Source organism: Vibrio amylolyticus, assembly GCF_023145695.1.
GTDB lineage: Bacteria > Pseudomonadota > Gammaproteobacteria > Enterobacterales > Vibrionaceae > Vibrio > Vibrio amylolyticus.
This window is the reverse complement of record NZ_JAJHVV010000010.1, coordinates 145,693-165,664: the sequence shown is the minus strand read 5'-3', so window position 1 is coordinate 165,664 and position 19,972 is coordinate 145,693. Positions and strand designations below refer to the sequence as shown.

Genomic DNA, 19,972 nt, shown 5'->3' with positions numbered 1-19,972 from the left:
CTTTATTTCTCTATCAACAACTTGCAAGAAATACACTTCATCATATTTCACTGGAAATATTATTACGTATTAAACATTTTCTATTTAAAAAGAGTATTGAAGTCAGCATCAAAGATATTCTTAACCGCAGGGTGTTGAATCATCCTTTCAGCAAAAATAATGTAATACTCTTCCTTCAACTCTTCTATTGTCCCAATAACTTTCAATGGTAAATGTTCATCGACTTCATCCATGTAGATAGTCGGAGCCAATAATACGACGTCTTTGTGCTGACGGAAGAAGGCTTTCATCAGTGCAATATCATCAAATTCGCCTAATATATCGGGTTTAATGCCATGTTGATCAAACCATTGAAAGACTTTTCGCCCCATTGCAGTCTGACCACTAGGAATGAGTAGTTTTGTCTGCTCAAGCCCTTCAGGTAAAACGATACCTTTATCACCATAGCTAAAAAAACTCATATCAAATTCACATAACCTTTTGCTGTATAGGCCAGGGCTCTGACTCGAATCGACTGGGCAATCGGACAAAATCATATCAAGCTTGTGTTGAGAAAGCTGCTCAAGTAGTAGTTCATGAGTGGATTCATAACAACGAAGGTGAATACTGTTATCTTGCGGTACAGCACTGAGCAAGATTTTACTCACGAGGTTTTTAGACAGTGAATCAGCAACACCAACTTCAAACAACATATTAGAACGCTGACTATAGTTGACGATATCAATCATTTCATAACTTAAACCAAACATTCTATCGGCATATTTAAAAACAAGTTGCCCAAGCTCAGTAGGCTCAACACTACGCCCATTTCTCTTCGTTAACTTTCCATCCATGCGCTCTTCTAGGGCTTTTATTTGCCCAGTGACTGTTTGAGGCGTTAAAAAAAGCGCTTCAGCGGCTTTGGTGACAGAGCCTTGCTTACATACCATCCAGAAATAATAGAGATGGTTATAGTTTAAATGATACATAGGATCGCTTCGGTAAAAACAGTTCAGTCTATTTTAATCACTATATTCTACAAGTTAAATAGACATTTCGAAATAAACGAAGTTTTAGCACCTTTACCACTACTATTACCTAAATCGTAATTTTTTAATGTTACAGATATGACATATCAATCAGGGTAAATGACAAAATTAATCAAAATTTCTCTTTTTCCCCGCCAAATAGACATCAAAAAAATACCCTTTAATATCATATAAATAAGACAAATATAAGTGTAAAAAAAACATTACAACCCTGACAAATCGCAAAATTAACCACTACTGAGCAAACTGTAATATTAGTGAAATATTTACGATTTAGTATCGCTATCAGATTCAACTACAGACCAAACAAACTTAAACGGTCAACGGAGAAAACTATGATGAACCAAGCTACTTCTACAGCGGCACCAACATCGGGATCTTCCCACTGGTTACGCTGGGCTAACTTGGCATTCATGCTCTACCTACTTCTTTTAGCAGTATCTATGGTAGGAAGCGGATTTAAGTGGGCAACAGGAGAACATGCAAAGGTACTATTTGAATTTGCCTCTCACCCTATTGCAGGCCTAATGATAGGTCTTGTCGCAACAGCACTGATTCAATCATCAAGTACAGTAACATCTATCATCGTTGGCTTAGTTGCTGGTGGTCTGCCTGTTGAGACAGCCATTCCTATGGTAATGGGTGCAAATATCGGTACCACTGTCACTAACACTATTGTTAGTTTGGGCCACGTTCGTTGTAAGGTTGAATTTAAGCGCGCATTTGCTAGTGCAACGATTCATGACTTCTTTAACCTACTTGCAGTAGCTATATTCTTACCACTTGAGATGATGTTTGGCATTCTCGACAAAATCTCACACTGGTTAGTATCTCCTTTCTTAGCAACAGGTGATATGAGCATTAAAGGGCTAAACTTTATCAGCCCTATTACTAAGCCTGTAGTGAGCGCAATCAAAGGTCCTTTATCAACATTCAGTGATGTAACCGCTGGTGTTATATTGATTGTTCTAGGTATTGCGACCATCGTTGTTGCGATTACCGTCATGGGCAAACTAATGAAGAGCTTAATGGTTGGTCGTGCTCGTGAAATCCTAAAAAATGCGATTGGTCGTGGTCCAATACACGGTATCGCTTCTGGTTCTATCGTTACAATTTTAGTTCAATCATCGTCTACGACCACCAGCCTAATGGTGCCACTTGTTGGTTCTGGTGTTCTAAAGGTTCGTGATATTTATCCGTTCACTTTGGGCTCAAACATCGGTACGTGTATTACCGCATTATTAGCAGCGACAGCAGTATCTGGCGAGTTTGCGGTATTCGCACTACAAATTGCCCTAGTTCACTTAGTATTTAACTTACTGGCAACGGTGTTTATCTTCGGTATTCCATTCCTACGTGAACTGCCTGTGAAAGGTGCCGAGTTCATCTCAGAAATGGCGGTAAAAAATAAGTGGGTTGTCGCAGGTTATCTGGCAGGTGTGTTTGTTGTCATGCCAGGCGCAGTACTCGCATTGACTGCTTAAGATATCTAGAACAACTAAAAAGGCCCTAAACGTTGATTTGTTTAGGGCCTTTTTGTATCTGTAATCTACCAATTTATCTGTAACACCTTATCTATTTCTATCTCAATAGATTAAAGCGTTTAATGGTCACTAACAGAGATAGCTAGACAGAGAAGGGGTACTTAATAGCGTCGTGACACTCGTAACCTTCTACCCAGAAATCGTCTAACGTCACCCATGTTTCAAGATCTTCTAACGATGTGATTTTCGGGTTAATGTGGAACGTTGCCGCTTTTAAAGGCTCACGCGTCAGTTGAATATCACGCATTGGAGCTAGCTGATCTTCATAGATGTGCGCGTTAACAATTTTATGATACGCCATACCCGCTTTCTTACCTGTAATTTGAGCCATCAACGCAAGGAACACATAAACCTGAACCATGTTGAAATTTAGGCCAAGAGGAACATCGCAAGAACGCTGTGTGCTATTAAGGTAGAGCGTATCACCAAGTAATGAAAAATGATGGCTATACATACAAGGACGCAAACAGCCCATATGAAATTCACCTGGATTGTAAAAGTTCAATATCTCTCCGCGGTCATCAACACCACGAGTCAAATCGTCTACTATTTTACGTAACTGATCGATATGTCCACCATCTGGTTTCGCCCAAGATCGTCCTTGAACACCGTATACACGGCCCATATCATCTTCGCCTTTGCGATATTCACTGTTTAACCAAACTTGATTTAAGTTCGCGTTAGCATCCCAAGTCTTGGTGCCCAACTTTCTAAAGTCTTCTGCGTTATCGTAGCCGCGAATATAACCGAGCAACTCAGCAACCGCCGATTTCCAAAAGCTTTTTCGAGTTGTCACTAAAGGAAATTGATTATTCGCCACATCGTAGTGAAGGTCGGCATTAATAACGGTTAAGCAACGCTTACCTGTTCGCTCATTTTCAATCCAAGTGCCGTTATCAACAATGCGCTGACAAAGATCTAAATACTGTTTCACTACTTTCCCTTACTTTACTGCTGTGTTGTCATTGAAGTGACCACGCTTGTATGCCCACACCATCATTAAGACACCACCAATCATCATTGGTAACGATAAAATCTGTCCCATTGAAATAAAGTCACCGTAGAGTCCAAGATGTGCATCCGGCTCACGAACGTATTCAACTAGGAAGCGGAATGTACCATACCCTGCCAAAAATAGCCCTGATACAGCCCCAAGTGGACGCGGCTTTTTGATAAACCAATTCAAGATAAAGAACAACACAATACCTTCTAAGGCCATCTCATACAGTTGCGATGGATGACGAGGTAACGGCCCACCATTAGGGAATACAATCCCCCAAGGACCGTCTGTAACACGACCCCATAGCTCGCTGTTCATAAAGTTACCTAGTCGCCCCATACCCAGTCCAAAAGGGACTAATGGCGCAATAAAGTCAGCCACACCGAAAAAGGTGCGACCATTCTTTTTGGCATACCAAAACATTGCGGTGATAACACCAAGAAGGCCACCGTGGAACGACATACCACCGGTCCAAACCTTGAAGAGGTAGAGAGGATCTTGAAGAAATATCTCGAAGTTATAGAAAAGTACGTAACCGACGCGGCCACCAATCACAACACCTAGGAAGCCAGCAAATAGCAAGTCAGACACTTGTTCTCGCGTCCAGCCACTGTTTGGTTTATCAGCTCGTCGATTAGCAAGCCACATAGCGAAAGCAAAACCAACTAGGTACATAAGACCATACCAGCGGATAGAAATTGGCCCTAATGACACAAGAACAGGATCGATATTAGGAAACTGAAATAATCCCTCAGACATAAACAAGTACTCTTTAATAAAATTAGGAAGTTTTTATAAGTAATAACTGAGACGAGATTACAGCAGCATAGTTCCAGCGACAAACATTAAAAAGAGTGCAAAAACCTTTTTTAACATCTTCGTGGGCAAAGTGCTCGCAAGTCTAGCGCCAATCTTTGTGGTAAACATGGAGGTTGAAGCGATGGCAATCAACGCTGGTAGATAGACATAACCCACACTGAAACTTGGCAAACCCTCTGCATTATAGCCATGCAAAATAAAACCAATCATTCCCGACAGTGCTATCATGCAACCACAAACGGAAGAAGAGCCGACTGCTTTTCGCATCTCTACACCGAACCGGCTAAGAAAAGGCACAGATAAAGAGCCACCACCAATGCCAGCCAGGCTTGAAATAACCCCTATAATAGAACCACACAAGAGCGTCACAGGATTACTCGGCATGCTTCTTATCTTGGTCGATTTGACCGAAACCAACATTTGAACAGCCAAAAAGGTCACGATCGCGGCAAAGATTTTTGGCAAATACTCTGACGGCACCCAATCGGCAATATAGCTACCAATAAAACCACCAACGACGACACCTGGCACCAGCCACTTAATCACATACATATCGACATTACCAAGTTTTAGGTGGTTAACCGCAGAAGACCCAGAAGTGAGAATAATGGTGGCTAGTGACGTACCAAGTGCAACAAGCATGACGTTTTCAGCATCAATACCGATATATGGCAGCAAATATAGAAGTGCAGGGACAACAATAAGCCCACCACCAATACCAAGTAATCCTGCCATCACACCCACAAATGCGCCAAGCAGTACTAAGAGAAACAAAAACTCGATATGCACAACAACCCCTACTTTTTGCCAGCTCGAATGAACCCAGCAAAACCCTTCTCTTCAAAATGAGACGACATCATAGTATAAATATCTTCCCCATACGCTTTCATCAGGGCTTTGTTAGCAAATTGCTTTAGTTCCGTTGTATTGGAATGTCGTAATAGATACTTAACCTTAGCGATATTAGACGTATTCATACTGAGTGAGGTATAGCCTAAACCCACAAGAAGTAATGAACCGATCGGATCACCTGCAAGCTCACCACAAACACAAACAGGCAAATTTAGAGTCTGACAAGTATCGTGTATATGCTTAAGTGCCATGATCACAGCAGGATGTATCGACTCGTACACATCAGCAACGTGTGAGTTGTTTCTATCCACGGCCAGTAGGTATTGAGTAAGATCGTTGGTTCCGACAGAAACAAAATCGATTTTATTCGCGATAAGAGGTAGAAGATACAGCATTGAAGGGACTTCTATCATGATCCCCACTTCTGGCATTGTTATACTCTCATCCACCTTCGACACTTCCTGATACGCTTGATGTATTAACTTCAGCGCCTCATCAAGTTCCTGCGTACTCGCAATCATCGGTAGAAGGATACTCAAATTGTGATTGTCACTGCTTGCTCGTAACATGGCACGAATTTGAATAAGAAAAATATCAGGATGATCTAAGGTAAAACGAATACCACGCCAACCTAGAAATGGGTTGTCCTCTTCAATTGGCAAATAGGGTAACGCCTTATCACCGCCAACATCCAATGTACGCATGACAACACGCTTATTTGGATAGGTGTTCAGTACGCTCCGATACTGCTGTATCTGTTCATCTTCTGACGGAAATCGATGTTGAAGTAAAAAAGAAATTTCGGTTCGATATAAGCCAACACCGTCAACACCTTGATTGATAGCAATGTTTGTATCAGCACTTAAGCCTGCGTTTAAGAACATATCAATACGCTGACCATCTGCGGTGATGGCGGGTTCTTCTGAGCCCTTACTGACCATAGAAGTCAATTCACGCTCTTCATTGGCTAGTGCACGATACTCTTTTAGCAAGTGGCGATTTGGAGAGACTAAGACCTTGCCGCTGTACCCATCGACAATGCCTCGCTTACCATTAATATCATTAAGATTTAGGTTTATTCCCATAACCGCAGGAATACCTAAGGCGCGAGACAAAATAGCGGCGTGTGAATTCGCAGCTCCCTCTAAAGCGACAACGGCTAATAGCTTGTCTTTAGGCACAGAGGCAAGAATAGATGCCGTCAGCTCTCTAACAACAAGAATGATCGGCTTATCAATCTGTTGCTGGTCTTTCTGGGTGTTATACAAAAAGAACAGAAGCCTTTGCCCTAGCTCTCGGATGTCCTGTGCCCGCTCTCTAAGATAGACATCAGACATTCTTGCAAAACGGTTTGAGTATGACTCAACTACCTGCCTTAATGCCCAATCAGCTTTGTCACCCTTTTGTATCTGCGCTTTAAGATCCTTACGTAACATAGGATCGTTCAATAGGTGAGTAAATAGATCGAATATCGCTAATGTCTCTTTATTGATCTCTCCACGCAGTTTTTTTCTCATACGACTAAAATCGTTGCGCGCATCTTCAATAGCCAGCATTAACCATTCTAATTCTTGGCTTATATTGATTGTTGAAGCAGGATAGACATCCGATAGTTGGGGTTGAGCATCATCCCACCAAAACTCACCAATGGCTACGCCTGATGAGGCAGGAATACCAACCGTTGCATGTTGCTTTTTAGATAGGCTCCAGTGCCCCTGAGTTTGAGCATGAGCAATAATGACCGCTAGCTGCGCAGCAAGCGTAACAAGAAAAGACTCTTCAATTTCATCAAATAGACGAGAAGATTTTTGCTGAACAACTAAAACACCTAACACCTTTTTGCGGTGGATGATAGGAGTACCAAGAAAGCTGTGATAGATCTGCTCCCCAAGTTCAGGAAAAAGCTTAAACTCAGGATGCTTAGAAGCATTCGCTATATTAATCGGTTCCGCGCTTCGCTTCACCAACCCAACGAGACCTTCACCAAATTGAATGTGTATTTTATCGCCCTTAAGAACTAAGCCTTGGGTGGCCATGAGTTCTAGACGATGTTTATCTTCATTAGCAAGATAGATAGTGCAGCACTCCGTTGCCATCGCGCTGCAAGTTTGATTAACCAGTACATCAAATGCTTGATGTACATCGTCAACCTTAGATACCTGTTCAACTATTTCCCTTAGCTGAGAAAGCATGCCTATCTACCCTCTTTTAAATTTCCGCTTACCTTTTACTTTGCGCTCTTTAAATGGCATGGCCATTGAAGCGAACTCTTTCATCGCTCGACGATAAACATCTCGCTTGAACGATACAACCTGTCGTACTGGGTACCAATAACTTACCCAACGCCAACCATCGAATTCAGGGGTAGTACCGCGCTGCATATTGATTTGTGACTCTTCACAATCTAAGCGCAATAAAAACCATTTCTGTTTTTGTCCAATACAGACAGGCTTTGAATCCCAACGAACTAAGCGCTTTGGTAGCTTGTATCTTAACCAATGACGACTTGTCGCTACGATTTTTACGTCTTTCTTAGTAAGACCGACCTCTTCGTACAGCTCTCTAAACATCGCCTGTTCAGCTGTTTCACCCTCATCAATTCCCCCTTGAGGAAACTGCCAAGAGTGCTGCCCGTATCGTTTAGCCCAGAAGACCTGACCATGGTTGTTACAGATTACTATCCCTACGTTTAACCGGTAACCATCGCCATCTATCACTGGCCAACCTCAAATAAAATCTTTAATAACAGTGATTTTTCCACATATCCCCAACAGGAGCAAACTTACTAGTGTGATTAGCACGTGATTTATTGGTAACAACAACAAATATGGATAAGTATTAAACAACGCACTAGTTATCAACACAACAATGAGACCCAAGCCACATTTATTCACCTTTTCTGTGAATAACCATGTGAAGAAAGTTTAAAAAACAGATCTTTTAACAATTAACATTACCAATGCCAAAACAGAAGAAACTTAAATGAAACAATAAAAGCAATAAAATACAATGACTTAAATAAAATACCACTACATAACAATACTGGGTGTTGTTATATTTATTTTATAGAAAACTAGATGGTCAAAGATCCACCAACCCGCTCTTTATCCACACCCATTTTATAACAAACCTCTCAATTTCCATTTATCAACCAATTCCCCCCTCAAAAACCACTGTTTATTTACACATGAAGATAAATAATCACTTAGCCAAGACACTTACCTGTGGATAAGTAAGCAAGTGATGATCTTTTAATCTTAATGATCATTTATTCTCCATTACCTATTGAAGCGCATTTGATATGATACCTAACCTGTAAATCCACCAAGAGCGAACGGCATGAAACCTGAACCGACCTCTGAAAGCGAGTTACTTGAACGAGCGCATGCTATTGCAGGCCTATCTCTGCAAGAACTCGCTGACGAAGCTAACATCGTAGTTCCAGAAAACTTAAAGCGTGATAAAGGCTGGGTTGGGCAACTACTAGAGTGGCATTTAGGGGCAGCCGCTGGCAGTAAGCCGCAGCAAGATTTCGAGTCACTAGGAATTGAACTAAAGAGCATTCCTATCAGCTATAGTGGAAAGCCTCTTGAAACAACCTTTGTCTGCGTTGCTCCTCTAGTCGGAGTACATGGCTTAAGTTGGGAGCATAGCCATGTGAGAAATAAGCTTTCTCGAGTGTTATGGATTCCCGTTGAAGGCGAAAGAGAAATTCCACTTGCAGAACGAAAAGTCGGCTCTCCGCTGATGTGGTCACCATCAGAAAAAGAAGAGCAACAATTGAAAGCTGACTGGGAGGAATTGATGGAGCTCATTGTACTTGGTCAGGTTGAGCAGATCACAGCCAGACATGGTGAAGTATTACAATTAAGACCAAAAGCCGCGAATGGTAGAGCGCTTACTGATGCATTTGGTGCGAGTGGGAAGCTCATTAAAACGCGTCCTAGGGGATTTTACCTACGCACTCAATTTACGGCTAATTTACTCGCAAAGTACTTTATTTAGACCCTGTCGCAAACTAAACCTATTGCATTTTCACAAAGGTACTCTTACTCATCTCAACTCACTAATGTATCGCCAAGCAAAGCTCTTCATCACTGTATCGTTGGTTCCCCTCGTTTCCAAACTCATCATAAGCGTTATGTAGGCGTAGATAGGCCTTATCTATGCCTAGCCTTACCAACTCCTCTTTTACCCTCTCTAACGAGTCAAAATGGATGGGCTCTTCATCAACCTTTATAGGTTCAACTTTATGCTTATATTCCACTGCTATCTGATATTGAGAAAGATCAGAGCAGCCAATAACAAACACTTTAGGTGTTTTATAAGACGCTTTGTGAAAGCCATGAATCCATTTATCTAGTTGTCTTTTCTGCATTAGTAACTCCATTTACTATTCAATACTCCATTAATGATTCTAGACAAAGACACCACTTTTGCGAATTCGTGTCCCAATATATTTGAACCTAGCTTCAATTCACATATATTGGGAGACAGAGAGAAAACAGACAAGGAAGTAAAATGCAATATACCAAGTTGCCACACTCAACTTTAGAAGTGAGTAAAATTTGCTTAGGTACCATGACTTTTGGTGAGCAAAATAGCCAATCCGATGCTGCAAACCAATTGGATTACGCTCTAGAAAGGGGCGTAAATTTTATCGATACCGCCGAAATGTACCCTGTTCCTCCCAAAGCGAACACTCAAGGATTAACGGAAAGTTATATAGGCTCTTGGTTAGAAAAGTCATCTAAAAGAGAGAAAGTAATCCTGGCTACAAAAGTCGCAGGCCCTCGAAACGTCCCTTATATTCGAGAGAATATGAGCCTTGATCGACGTAATATTCATCTCGCCATTGATGAGAGCCTTAAGCGCCTTAAAACAGATTATGTCGACCTTTATCAACTGCACTGGCCTCAGCGTAAAACGAACTGCTTTGGTCAGCTAAATTATCCAGAATTCTCAGACCATGAAGAAGTCACGCTTATAGAAACACTGGAAGCGATGAGTGATCTCGTCAAAGCGGGGAAGATTCGATATATCGGTGTCTCAAATGAAACGCCTTGGGGAGTGATGAGCTTGCTTAGACTGGCAGAGAAACATGACTTACCTCGAATAGTATCGATACAAAACCCTTATAATTTACTTAACCGCAGTTTTGAAGTTGGGTTATCTGAGATCAGTCATTATGAAGGGGTTAAGTTACTTGCCTACTCGCCATTGGCTTTTGGCTGTTTAAGTGGAAAGTATCTAAATAATCAAAAACCCAAAGATGCTCGCTGTACTTTGTTTGAACGCTTCGTCCGCTACTTTACTCCACAAGGAATAGCTGCAACTCAAGAGTACGTGGCACTTGCCAATAAGTATTCACTCGACCCTGCACAAATGGCTCTTGCTTACGTAAATCAAAGACCATTTGTTGGATCAAATATTATCGGTGCAACAAATCTCGAACAGTTAAAAATGAATATTGATAGTCTAGATGTCGTTTTAAGTGATGAATTACTTCAAGAAATACAAAGGGTTGGTACGACATATTCCAACCCTTGCCCTTAGGGTTATTCGGGGTAGGTGAAGAGCCTACCCCACCCGCTACGTTGGTATTCGCGCGCTTAAAACTCGGCGAAGATGACGAACACGACGCTCCGCTTTTACTGCTTCAGGCTCAGTAAACCCAATAGGTCGACCATCGACCTCTAGTCCAATATCACGCAATAAGTGAGTATTTTCCCAAGGTATTTCATAAGCACTACGACGCAGTTTTCGTTTCCACTCTTGCTCTTCGCGACGAAGATCAGCTCGGACAAGTAAAGTAGCAAGTTTTAGATAAATTGAATGACGCATAATTGTTCTCCAGATTATTAACGATAAATCTATGTTTAATAACTGGGGGAAATAGCAGGGGAAAGTATCAAAAGGGTTCCCTGTTTGTGCTGCTATTTACCCGCAGCCAAAACAAGGTTACGGATTCGTTACTTAGTTGATTTGGTTCGATCGAAGGCCATCTTAAAACAAGTGGCGTCTATGGCTTTCGCCATCGGTTTATCGATAGAAATACAAACAAAATGATTGATTGATAAATGTTTCATCTGTACCTCCTAACTAAATAATAAATCCAAAAAATGTGTGGTGTGAAACGACTGTTCACGGTTAAATTCTATGCAAATGAGATGATAATTCAACCGTCGTTTATAAAATAAGCAAAAAACAATTCATTCATCTAGTTTCATTCCTTCAACATTTCAATAACGACATATTTACACTATCTATAGGTTTATATCGAGATAATAATTGGTATAAAAAACCATGCGCAATTGGCATGGTTTCTGTAGGTCATTGTAATTACATTACTTATAATGACATTTCTATGATTAACTCATTGCATCTTCAGTAATGAGATTATGTTTATTTAACAGTCGATACATTGTTGCCCTAGATACGCCGAGCTCTTTTGCTGCAATTGATACTTGCCCTGAATGAGACTCAAGCACCAGAAGTAGAGCGTCTCGTTCACTGCGTTCACGAATACTCTTGAGACTACGTCGGCTATCATTACGCTTAGGAAGCTCTAGCTGCTCTTCATTAATCATAACGTTATCAGACATCAATACGATGCGCTTTATTTGGTTCATCAGCTCTCGAATATTTCCAGGCCAATGGTAGCGAGTTAAATCTCGTATTGCGTCTTCAGAAAAGCTACGCGCTTGAGCGTTAAACTCTTTTGAGTACTCTTGTAAAAAGTGACGCGCCAAAATAGCCACATCTCCGGCTCGCTCTTTCATACTCGGTACATTAATTCTTAGAACATTAATGTAATGATAGAGCTCCTCGTTAAAGTCACCATCAATCAGCGCTTTTTCTATATCAGAAGAGTTAGCGGCTAATATTCGAACATCCACCTCTTTTTGCCCTTTCTGAGTATCAACAACGCCTTCTTGTAGAAAGCGTAATAGATTGAGCTGCTGACTCTTCGGCAATGTCAAAATATCGTTGAGAAGAATTGTCCCACCATCCGCTTTTTCTAACATAGAAACTTGAGTACTGTCCTCTTGATCTATTCCAAAGAGATCGCACTCTATACGCCTTTCCGACATAGCTCGACAGTTAACCGATATAAACTCTTTTTGTGAACGCGCTGAGGTTTTATGGATCGCTTTAGCAACAGTTTCTTTTCCTGTACCACTTTCACCATAAATAAGAATGGAAACATCTGTTGGGCCAATACGCTTAATTTGATCACGCAGACGCTTCATTGGAATGGACTCACCGATCAAGCCCATATCATTAGACGAACCATAGTTAGGCCATACTTTCTTCTCAAGTTTCAGCATACCAAGCTGATGCCCAATCGTGCTTAAGAGTTGTGCATCTGGAATCGGAGAGGTGAAGAAATCAATACAGAAGTTGACGATAAACTGGCAAATGGTATCTGAACTGAGTTGAGACTCTCGTATGAACGCAAGCCAACGAACTTGCTTATGCTTGCTCACTAAATTAGCGATACCATTGAGGCTAAATTCATCGTGACTTAAATCTACAATACCAATACATGGCCCTGTTTCACTGAAAAGTGTATCAGCCTTACGTAGATCAGCGCATAACGTGCAACGCCAACCAACTTGCTCCAACACTGAAAGCCAAGGTTCGTATGTCCCACCAACAACGACAAGTGAACCTGGGACAGAATCCATGCGGAATTGACTACCCATTACTATGTTCCTTATATTGATTTCTTATTTATAGCTGTAAAGTCCGTGGTTTACGTCAAAGCTAGGTGATAAACATGAAGTATTTGTATACCAAAGCAATGCGAACCAAACTACGTCTACCGTTACACTATCGAGACTTGCCGAGATAATCTGTCTCAATACTAAGACTAGGACGCGAATAATCACCCTTGCAACTATTTCTTCAAAATACATTAAAAAACCATATAAAACTACACTCACAACACATAGCATCAATCGTTTATTGCGATGAACATCAAAAACAAAAAAACCACCCGAAGGTGGCTTTTAATAATGGCTCTAATTAGGAGACTCGCTCCTAGGTTACAGCTCTATGCTTGAGGACGCATTGCTGGGAACAAAATCACGTCACGGATTGTGTGCGTGTTTGTAAATAGCATTGCTAGACGGTCAATACCGATACCTTGACCCGCTGTTGGCGGTAGGCCGTGCTCAAGAGCCGTAATGTAATCAGCATCGTAGTACATTGCTTCATCATCACCCGCGTCTTTCGCGTTAACTTGCGCTTTGAAACGCTCGTCTTGATCTTGTGCATCATTAAGCTCAGAGAAGCCATTCGCGACTTCACGGCCGCCGATGAAGAACTCAAAACGGTCAGTGAAGAACGGGTTGTCATCACTACGACGGGCTAGAGGAGAGATGTCCGCTGGGTAGCCAGTGATGAATGTTGGTTGAATTAGTTGAGGCTCAGCCGTTTCACCAAAGATCTCTTCAAGAAGCTGACCACATGTCCAGAACGTTTCTACGTCTACGTGCACAGATTTAGCGATAGCCACCATCTTCTCACGGTCTTGTAAATCTGCTTCTGTGAGCGCTTGAATTTCAGCGTGTTCAGGGTTGTACTGTTTGATTGCATCAAACATGCTCAGGCGAGCGTAAGTGCCACCGAACTCAACGGTTTCATCACCGTAAGGCATAGAAGTTGAACCAAGAACGTCCATTGCTGCCGTGCTTAGCATCTCTTCAGTCAGATCCATAAGATCTTTGTAGTCAGAATACGCTTGATAGAATTCCATCATTGTGAATTCTGGGTTGTGACGTGGAGACAGACCTTCGTTGCGGAAGTTACGGTTGATCTCGAATACACGATCAAAACCACCAACCACTAGACGCTTAAGGTAAAGCTCAGGTGCAACACGTAGGTACATGTCGATATCTAGTGCATTGTGGTGAGTGATGAATGGGCGCGCAGTTGCACCACCTGGAATTACGTGCATCATTGGCGTTTCAACTTCTAGGTAGCCTTTTGAGCTCATGAAGTTACGGATTGAAGAGACAAGCTTAGAACGCACGATGAATGCATTGCGAGAATCTTCGTTCACGATTAAGTCAACGTAACGCTGACGGTAACGCATCTCTTGGTCAGTTAGACCGTGGAACTTCTCTGGTAGAGGGCGAAGTGCTTTGGTTAGCAGTTCAAACTCTTCCATGTTCACGTAAAGATCGCCTTTACCTGATTTGTGAAGCGCCCCTTTAACACCGATGATGTCACCGATATCTAGGCCTTGATACTGCTCTTTCAGTACTTTTTGAACGTCTTTCGCTGCGTATGCTTGGATACGGCCAGACGTTTCTTGAATCGCAAGAAATGGACCACGTTTCGCCATGACACGACCAGCGATCGCAACAATGTGGTTCAACTCTTCTAGCTCTTCTTTGCTCTTTTCACCGAACTCAGCTTGTAGATCACCAGCAAGGCTGTCACGACGGAAATCGTTTGGGTGACCGTTTGATTTACAGCTTTTACGGATATGATCCAGTTTGCTACGACGCTCAGCAATCAGTTTATTCTCTTCTTGTTGGTTGTCTTGGTTAACAGCATCAGTCATTTTCGATGTTTCCTGTTTTATCTTTTTGGACAATAGTTGTCGGTGAAAAAATTAAAGGCCTGATTTCAGACTAGCTTCAATAAATTTATCTAAGTCACCGTCGAGAACCGCTTGAGTATTGCGGTTTTCAACGCCGGTACGTAAATCTTTAATGCGAGAATCATCGAGCACATAAGAGCGGATCTGACTGCCCCAACCTATGTCTGATTTTGTTTCTTCACTCGCTTGTTTCTCAGCATTCTGCTTTTGGATCTCAAGCTCAAAAAGCTTAGCTCGTAGCTGCTTCATTGCTTGATCTTTGTTCTTGTGCTGAGAACGATCATTCTGACATTGCACCACTGTATTGGTTGGTACGTGGGTAATACGTACCGCAGATTCAGTCGTGTTTACGTGCTGACCACCCGCGCCTGAGGCTCGGTAAACATCAATGCGTAAATCAGAAGGGTTAATGTCGATCGTAATGTTGTCATCAATCTCTGGGTAGATAAATGCAGATGCAAATGAAGTATGGCGACGACCACTGGAATCAAACGGAGATTTACGAACCAAACGGTGTACACCAGTTTCTGTACGTAGCCACCCGTAAGCATACTCGCCAGAGATGCGAATCGTTGCGCCTTTCAAGCCAGCAACATCACCATCAGATACTTCGATTACTTCAGTTTTGAAGCCTTTCGCTTCCGCCCAACGTAAATACATACGGAGCATCATTGACGTCCAATCTTGCGCTTCTGTACCACCAGAACCAGACTGTAAATCGATGTAGCAATCTGAAGCATCATGATCGCCAGAAAACATACGACGGAACTCAAGTTTGCCTAGCTTAGCTTCAAGTTCGGCTAATTCTGGTTCAATTTCGTCAAACGTTTCTTGGTCACCTTCTTCAACAGCTAGCTCAAGTAAACCATCGACATCCTCAACACCCTGGTCAAGTAAATCGATTGTTTCAACTATCGCTTCAAGTGATGCACGCTCTTTACCCAACGCTTGTGCGCGTTCAGGCTCGTTCCAAACATCAGGTTGCTCTAATTCTGCATTAACTTCTTCTAGACGCTCTTTTCTCGCGTCATAGTCAAAGGTACCCCCTCAGGATATTTGTGCGCTCTGACACATCCTGGAGACGGTATTTAATAGGATTGATTTCAAACATTTTAGCTCATCGTCTATGAGTAGAATTTAACCGAAGAAGTTTACTCAAAAATGTGACGAAGATACAGAAAAAAACGGTTTGTTCTAAAAATAAAAAAGGCCGATGTTTCCATCAGCCTCTATTCAATATGCTAGAAATGTATGCGTTAAGACGCCGTATCTTCTACCAGTTCTTGCTCACTCGGTTTACCGATAAAGAACATACATACCATCGAAGCAAATGTTGGTAATAACCACCCCATACCAATCTCAAACAGCGGCAGCATATTCAGTGCAGAAACATCAATACCTGCAACTTTTGCCGCGTCAATTAGGGCAAAAATAAGCGCCACAAGAACCACAACACGGTAAGCAGTCTTTGGATTTGGCAATCTATCACGCACAAAGGTAAGAGCAACTAGTGCAATCGCTACTGGGTAGAGAGCAAACAGTACAGGTACAGACAGCGTGATCAGCTGAGATAGACCAACATTAGCAACAGTCGCACAAATAGTACCAATGATAAGTACCCACTTCTTATAGGAGAGTGACGTAAGAGAACTAAAATAATCAGAACACGCAGAGATAAGACCAATAGCAGTTGTTAGACACGCTAGCAGAACAATCACAGACAATACTAGCTGACCGTACGGGCCAAACAATGCTTGCACGTAAAGGCTCAACACCACACCACCATTATCGGCGCCAGCAGCCACTACCGCGCTCGTCGCACCTAAGTAGAACAGTGAAATATAAACAAAGGCTAAACCAGCCGCAGCGATACAAGCCGCGCTTACGAGATACTTAGCCGTCGCGCTACGTTCCGTAATACCCTTACTACGTAGAGCATCAACAATCAGCATACCGAACATCAAAGAACCAAATGTGTCCATGGTGTTGTAGCCTTCCAAGAACCCTTTGGTTAATGGTTGAGTAGCGTAGTCACCTTGCGCTGCAATCATCTCGCCTTGTGGGTCAACAAAAACCGCTATCGCTAAGATAATAAGACCGATAAATAGAACCGGCGTTAGCACCTTACCAATCACATCAATCAAACGACCTTGTGACCATGCAAAGAACATTGCCGTTGCAAAGAACGCAATAGAGAACAGCGCTAAACTAGATTGACCAGCATCAGTTAAAAATGGACGAATTGCCATCTCATAAGCCACAAGGCCTGTACGAGGGGCAGCAAAAGCAGGACCGATGATGATAAAAATAAGAACAGCAATAACCGTTGCAGCGCGTAGAGGAAGATCTTTGGTTAAGTGCTCCCATGTACCACCTGCTTTTGCTACAGCAACAATCGTAATTAGTGGTAAGCCAACAGCGGTCAGTAGGAAACCGAACATCGCTGGCATCAAGTTATCGCCTGCTAGCTGACCCGCCAGTGGTGGAAAAATAATGTTGCCTGCCCCTAAGAAAAAAGCGAATAGCATGAAGCCAACGGCTATAATGTCTGTTAATTTTAAAGTCTGCTTCACAGCTAACCCTTACTAGATTGTTGAACAATATTGTATTTGCATATTTCTGCTAATTAGCACAATACGCTTTAATTTGGTCGCGCATAATGACGAAACACTTATCAATTCGCAACCTTCAATAAAAAAACACAATAATCAACTGCCTTTTTAACAGGTAGGCAGTGAATAACACCATAACGCAAACAAAATATAGAACATAAATGAGATCATTTTGACTACAAAATAAAAACCAACAGCGTAAAGCACCATACATTTAATTAACAATAGATGGTTTTACTAATAGAGAGTTAAAAAACAAAATAATCATGAAGAGTAGCACGTCAAAAACTAAAGACTTCAAATTTAAGCAGTTTTCCATTTACGGTGGAGAGTCAGGTATGCCAGTAAGCACAGACGGTGTTTTATTGGGTGCATGGAGTCAAATTTCAGCGATGAAAACCCTACTTGATATAGGAACCGGAACCGGGCTATTGAGCTTAATGGCCGCCCAAAGAAGTTCGACATTAACCATTACCGCAATCGATATTGATCAACATGCCATAGAGAGTGCTCAGCGCAACTTCCAGCAATCTAACTGGGGGGATCGTATTGAACTGGTTAAAGGGGATATCCTAAAACAAGTCTTCAACACACTGTTTGACGGCATTATCTGTAATCCCCCTTATTTTAACTCAGGCGAGCAGTCTCAACGCGTTCAGAGAGCGACTGCAAGACATACAGATACGCTTGATCATCAACAGCTACTTAAACAATGTTTTGCTCTAACAGCAGAGCGCTCGACAGCAAGCTTTATCTTACCTTTATATGAAGGGCAACAATTTATTAAGCTCGCAAAAGAGCAGAACTGGCACGTTAGCCGACTTTGTTATATCAAGCCTACTGACAAGAAAGCGACATCTAGGTTATTGATAGAATTAAGTAAAGTAGAATGTGAAAAAGAAGAAACTCAACTGGTTATCCATGAGAATGGCCAGTACAGCGATGCATTTTGTACATTAACTAGCAACTTTTATCTCAAGATGTAGAAATACCATGTGATCATAATCACTATTACCTCTATAATACCCGACCTAATTTTTGCCTAACACGCCCATTGGCTTGTGGAGATACTACAGTGATCAGAACTTTTGCTGACCTTGATCTAGATGATACCCTTATTGCAGCAATTGAAGAGCTGGGGTTTGAGCGCCCAACGCAAATTCAAGAAGATGCAATCCCACAAGCTTTGGACGGTAAAGATATTCTTGCCTCAGCGCCGACTGGAACAGGTAAAACGGCTGCATTTGCTATTCCAGCACTGCAATACTTATTAGATTTCCCGCGTAAGAAGCCAGGGCCTGCCCGAGTGCTGATCCTAACGCCAACTCGTGAGCTTGCGATGCAAGTCGCGGATCAAGCTCGAGCGTTAGCAAAAAATACTCGCTTGAACGTATTTACTATTACAGGTGGTGTTCAATACCAAGAGCACGCTGATATTTTGGCAACGACTCAAGATATCGTGGTCGCAACGCCAGGCCGCTTAATGGAATACATTGAGTCAGAGCGTTTTGATTGTCGTGCCATTGAGTGGTTGATCCTGGATGAAGCTGACCGTATGTTGGATATGGGTTTTGCTCCTGTCGTCGACCGTCTTGCTGCTGAATGCCGCTGGCGTAAACAGACACTGCTGTTTTCTGCAACGCTTGAAGGCCGTGGTGTTGAAGGTTTTACTGCTGACCTTCTTAAAAACCCAGCAGAAGTATCTGCAGAGCCATCTCGCCGTGAGCGCAAAAAGATTACGCAATGGTATCACCGTGCTGATAGCATGGACCACAAACTGGCACTGCTTAAAAAGATCCTCACAGAACAAGCAGAGCGTTCAATTGTCTTCTTAAAAACACGTGAGCGTTTAGCAGACCTGCGTATTGAGTTGGAAAAAGCGCAGATCCCTTGTGCTTGGATCCAAGGTGAAATGCCACAAGATCGTCGTAATAACGCGATTGAACGTTTCCGCGATGGAACGGTGAATGTATTACTAGCAACTGATGTCGCGGCTCGTGGTATCGACCTTCCTGATGTGAGCCACGTTATTAACTACGATATGCCTCGCTCAGCAGATGTTTACTTGCACCGAATCGGTCGTACTGCTCGTGCTGGTAAGAAAGGTAATGCTCTCTCTATTGTAGAAGCACATGACCAAGCTATGCTTGAGCGCGTTGCTCGCTACATTGACGAAGAGATAAAAGAACGCTTTATTAAAGAGATGCGTCCACAACACAAAAAAGCGTCTACAAAGAAAAAAAAGAAAGACGTGAAAAAGAAAGATGCAAAGAAAAAGGTCGCTAAGAAAAAGAGCACCAAGAAGAAGTAAGCACCTCTTTCGATAAATAAAAAATGCCGCTGTTTATTAATAAACAGCGGCATTTTTGTATCTATAACAAGCTTAAATTCAGACCTGAGCACTGTTACTCAAAATAGTTGGAGTTCTAGCAAGGCAACAAGCGAATCCGGCCCCGGGAGCATAGTAAACTATGTAACTGGGGCGGATGAGTGAAGCTAAC

17 protein-coding genes are annotated in these 19,972 nt (G+C 42.2%); 5 read left to right on the top strand and 12 right to left on the bottom strand.

The window, feature by feature from the left end; translation table 11 throughout:
* Nucleotides 1–80 precede the first annotated feature (80 nt).
* Nucleotides 81–968, bottom strand: a complete 888-nt coding sequence (gene nhaR, locus KP803_RS16430; RefSeq protein ID WP_248009943.1) for a transcriptional activator NhaR — start codon at nucleotides 966–968, stop codon at nucleotides 81–83.
* 398 nt (nucleotides 969–1,366) lie between these two features.
* On the opposite strand from nhaR, the gene KP803_RS16425 reads away from it, so the two are divergent.
* Nucleotides 1,367–2,512 carry a Na/Pi symporter gene (locus KP803_RS16425; RefSeq protein ID WP_248009976.1) on the top strand — a complete coding sequence of 382 codons (1,146 nt, stop codon included), beginning with the start codon at nucleotides 1,367–1,369 and terminating at the stop codon, nucleotides 2,510–2,512.
* Between the two features lie 142 nt (nucleotides 2,513–2,654).
* On the opposite strand, the gene KP803_RS16420 is transcribed toward KP803_RS16425, so the two are convergent.
* From KP803_RS16420 to rppH, 5 genes are read right to left on the bottom strand one after another with little or no spacing between them, the layout of a single operon-like run.
* Nucleotides 2,655–3,506: a thymidylate synthase gene (locus tag KP803_RS16420; protein ID WP_248009942.1), complete on the bottom strand. Its 852-nt coding sequence runs from the start codon at nucleotides 3,504–3,506 to the stop codon at nucleotides 2,655–2,657.
* A 9-nt stretch (nucleotides 3,507–3,515) separates the two neighbouring features.
* A complete protein-coding gene (gene lgt, locus KP803_RS16415; protein WP_248009941.1) occupies nucleotides 3,516–4,331 on the bottom strand; it encodes a prolipoprotein diacylglyceryl transferase in 816 nt (271 codons plus the stop codon).
* A 57-nt stretch (nucleotides 4,332–4,388) separates the two neighbouring features.
* Nucleotides 4,389–5,180, bottom strand: a complete 792-nt coding sequence (locus KP803_RS16410; RefSeq protein ID WP_248009940.1) for a sulfite exporter TauE/SafE family protein — start codon at nucleotides 5,178–5,180, stop codon at nucleotides 4,389–4,391.
* Between the two features lie 8 nt (nucleotides 5,181–5,188).
* Entirely contained in the window at nucleotides 5,189–7,435 is a 2,247-nt protein-coding gene (ptsP, locus tag KP803_RS16405; RefSeq protein ID WP_248009939.1) for a phosphoenolpyruvate--protein phosphotransferase, read from the bottom strand.
* Nucleotides 7,436–7,441: 6 nt separating this feature from the next.
* On the bottom strand, nucleotides 7,442–7,960 hold the full coding sequence (gene rppH / locus KP803_RS16400) for an RNA pyrophosphohydrolase (protein ID WP_248009938.1): 519 nt from the start codon (nucleotides 7,958–7,960) through the stop codon (nucleotides 7,442–7,444).
* A 622-nt stretch (nucleotides 7,961–8,582) separates the two neighbouring features.
* Here rppH and mutH point away from each other — a divergent pair.
* On the top strand, nucleotides 8,583–9,248 hold the full coding sequence (gene mutH / locus KP803_RS16395; RefSeq protein WP_248009937.1) for a DNA mismatch repair endonuclease MutH: 666 nt from the start codon (nucleotides 8,583–8,585) through the stop codon (nucleotides 9,246–9,248).
* A 61-nt stretch (nucleotides 9,249–9,309) separates the two neighbouring features.
* Here mutH and KP803_RS16390 read toward each other — a convergent pair whose 3' ends face one another.
* Nucleotides 9,310–9,621 carry a DUF6482 family protein gene (locus KP803_RS16390; RefSeq protein WP_248009936.1) on the bottom strand — a complete coding sequence of 104 codons (312 nt, stop codon included), beginning with the start codon at nucleotides 9,619–9,621 and terminating at the stop codon, nucleotides 9,310–9,312.
* A gap of 143 nt (nucleotides 9,622–9,764) precedes the next feature.
* Here KP803_RS16390 and KP803_RS16385 point away from each other — a divergent pair, with 143 nt between their 5' ends.
* The gene (locus KP803_RS16385; protein WP_248009935.1) at nucleotides 9,765–10,799 is read left to right on the top strand and encodes an NADP(H)-dependent aldo-keto reductase; all 1,035 of its coding nucleotides are present in this window, start codon (nucleotides 9,765–9,767) and stop codon (nucleotides 10,797–10,799) included.
* Nucleotides 10,800–10,835: 36 nt separating this feature from the next.
* Here the strand turns inward: KP803_RS16385 and KP803_RS16380 are convergent, their stop codons facing one another.
* The 5 genes from KP803_RS16380 to brnQ all read right to left on the bottom strand — a co-directional run bounded on the left by KP803_RS16380 (nucleotide 10,836) and on the right by brnQ (nucleotide 17,432).
* Complete coding sequence (locus KP803_RS16380; protein ID WP_248009934.1) at nucleotides 10,836–11,087, bottom strand: DUF1127 domain-containing protein; 252 nt, start codon at nucleotides 11,085–11,087, stop codon at nucleotides 10,836–10,838.
* Nucleotides 11,088–11,614: 527 nt separating this feature from the next.
* On the bottom strand, nucleotides 11,615–12,952 hold the full coding sequence (gene vpsR, locus KP803_RS16375) for a sigma-54-dependent transcriptional regulator (protein WP_248009933.1): 1,338 nt from the start codon (nucleotides 12,950–12,952) through the stop codon (nucleotides 11,615–11,617).
* Between the two features lie 350 nt (nucleotides 12,953–13,302).
* Complete coding sequence (lysS, locus tag KP803_RS16370) at nucleotides 13,303–14,820, bottom strand: lysine--tRNA ligase (RefSeq protein WP_248009932.1); 1,518 nt, start codon at nucleotides 14,818–14,820, stop codon at nucleotides 13,303–13,305.
* Between the two features lie 51 nt (nucleotides 14,821–14,871).
* A protein-coding gene (gene prfB, locus KP803_RS16365) for a peptide chain release factor 2 (protein ID WP_248009931.1) occupies nucleotides 14,872–15,970 on the bottom strand; the annotation gives its coding sequence in 2 pieces (ribosomal slippage) (nucleotides 14,872–15,894 and nucleotides 15,896–15,970; 1,098 coding nt in all).
* Nucleotides 15,971–16,115: 145 nt separating this feature from the next.
* The gene (gene brnQ / locus KP803_RS16360) at nucleotides 16,116–17,432 is read right to left on the bottom strand and encodes a branched-chain amino acid transport system II carrier protein (RefSeq protein WP_248009930.1); all 1,317 of its coding nucleotides are present in this window, start codon (nucleotides 17,430–17,432) and stop codon (nucleotides 16,116–16,118) included.
* A 305-nt stretch (nucleotides 17,433–17,737) separates the two neighbouring features.
* Here brnQ and KP803_RS16355 point away from each other — a divergent pair, with 305 nt between their 5' ends.
* Both KP803_RS16355 and srmB read left to right on the top strand, forming a co-directional pair.
* The gene (locus tag KP803_RS16355; RefSeq protein WP_248009929.1) at nucleotides 17,738–18,457 is read left to right on the top strand and encodes a tRNA1(Val) (adenine(37)-N6)-methyltransferase; all 720 of its coding nucleotides are present in this window, start codon (nucleotides 17,738–17,740) and stop codon (nucleotides 18,455–18,457) included.
* Nucleotides 18,458–18,546: 89 nt separating this feature from the next.
* Nucleotides 18,547–19,782 (top strand): ATP-dependent RNA helicase SrmB, encoded by a 1,236-nt coding sequence (gene srmB, locus KP803_RS16350; protein ID WP_248009928.1) that lies wholly within the window; start codon nucleotides 18,547–18,549, stop codon nucleotides 19,780–19,782.
* The last annotated feature ends 190 nt before the right edge of the window (nucleotides 19,783–19,972 follow it).

Coding starts and splice junctions, on each gene's coding strand:
- nhaR (WP_248009943.1), bottom strand. CDS start 968: ATGTATCATTTAAACTATAACCATCTCTATTATTTCTGGATGGTATGT.
- KP803_RS16425 (WP_248009976.1), top strand. CDS start 1,367: ATGAACCAAGCTACTTCTACAGCGGCACCAACATCGGGATCTTCCCAC.
- lgt (WP_248009941.1), bottom strand. CDS start 4,331: ATGTCTGAGGGATTATTTCAGTTTCCTAATATCGATCCTGTTCTTGTG.
- ptsP (WP_248009939.1), bottom strand. CDS start 7,435: ATGCTTTCTCAGCTAAGGGAAATAGTTGAACAGGTATCTAAGGTTGAC.
- mutH (WP_248009937.1), top strand. CDS start 8,583: ATGAAACCTGAACCGACCTCTGAAAGCGAGTTACTTGAACGAGCGCAT.
- KP803_RS16390 (WP_248009936.1), bottom strand. CDS start 9,621: ATGCAGAAAAGACAACTAGATAAATGGATTCATGGCTTTCACAAAGCG.
- KP803_RS16385 (WP_248009935.1), top strand. CDS start 9,765: ATGCAATATACCAAGTTGCCACACTCAACTTTAGAAGTGAGTAAAATT.
- KP803_RS16380 (WP_248009934.1), bottom strand. CDS start 11,087: ATGCGTCATTCAATTTATCTAAAACTTGCTACTTTACTTGTCCGAGCT.
- vpsR (WP_248009933.1), bottom strand. CDS start 12,952: ATGGGTAGTCAATTCCGCATGGATTCTGTCCCAGGTTCACTTGTCGTT.
- lysS (WP_248009932.1), bottom strand. CDS start 14,820: ATGACTGATGCTGTTAACCAAGACAACCAACAAGAAGAGAATAAACTG.
- KP803_RS16355 (WP_248009929.1), top strand. CDS start 17,738: ATGAAGAGTAGCACGTCAAAAACTAAAGACTTCAAATTTAAGCAGTTT.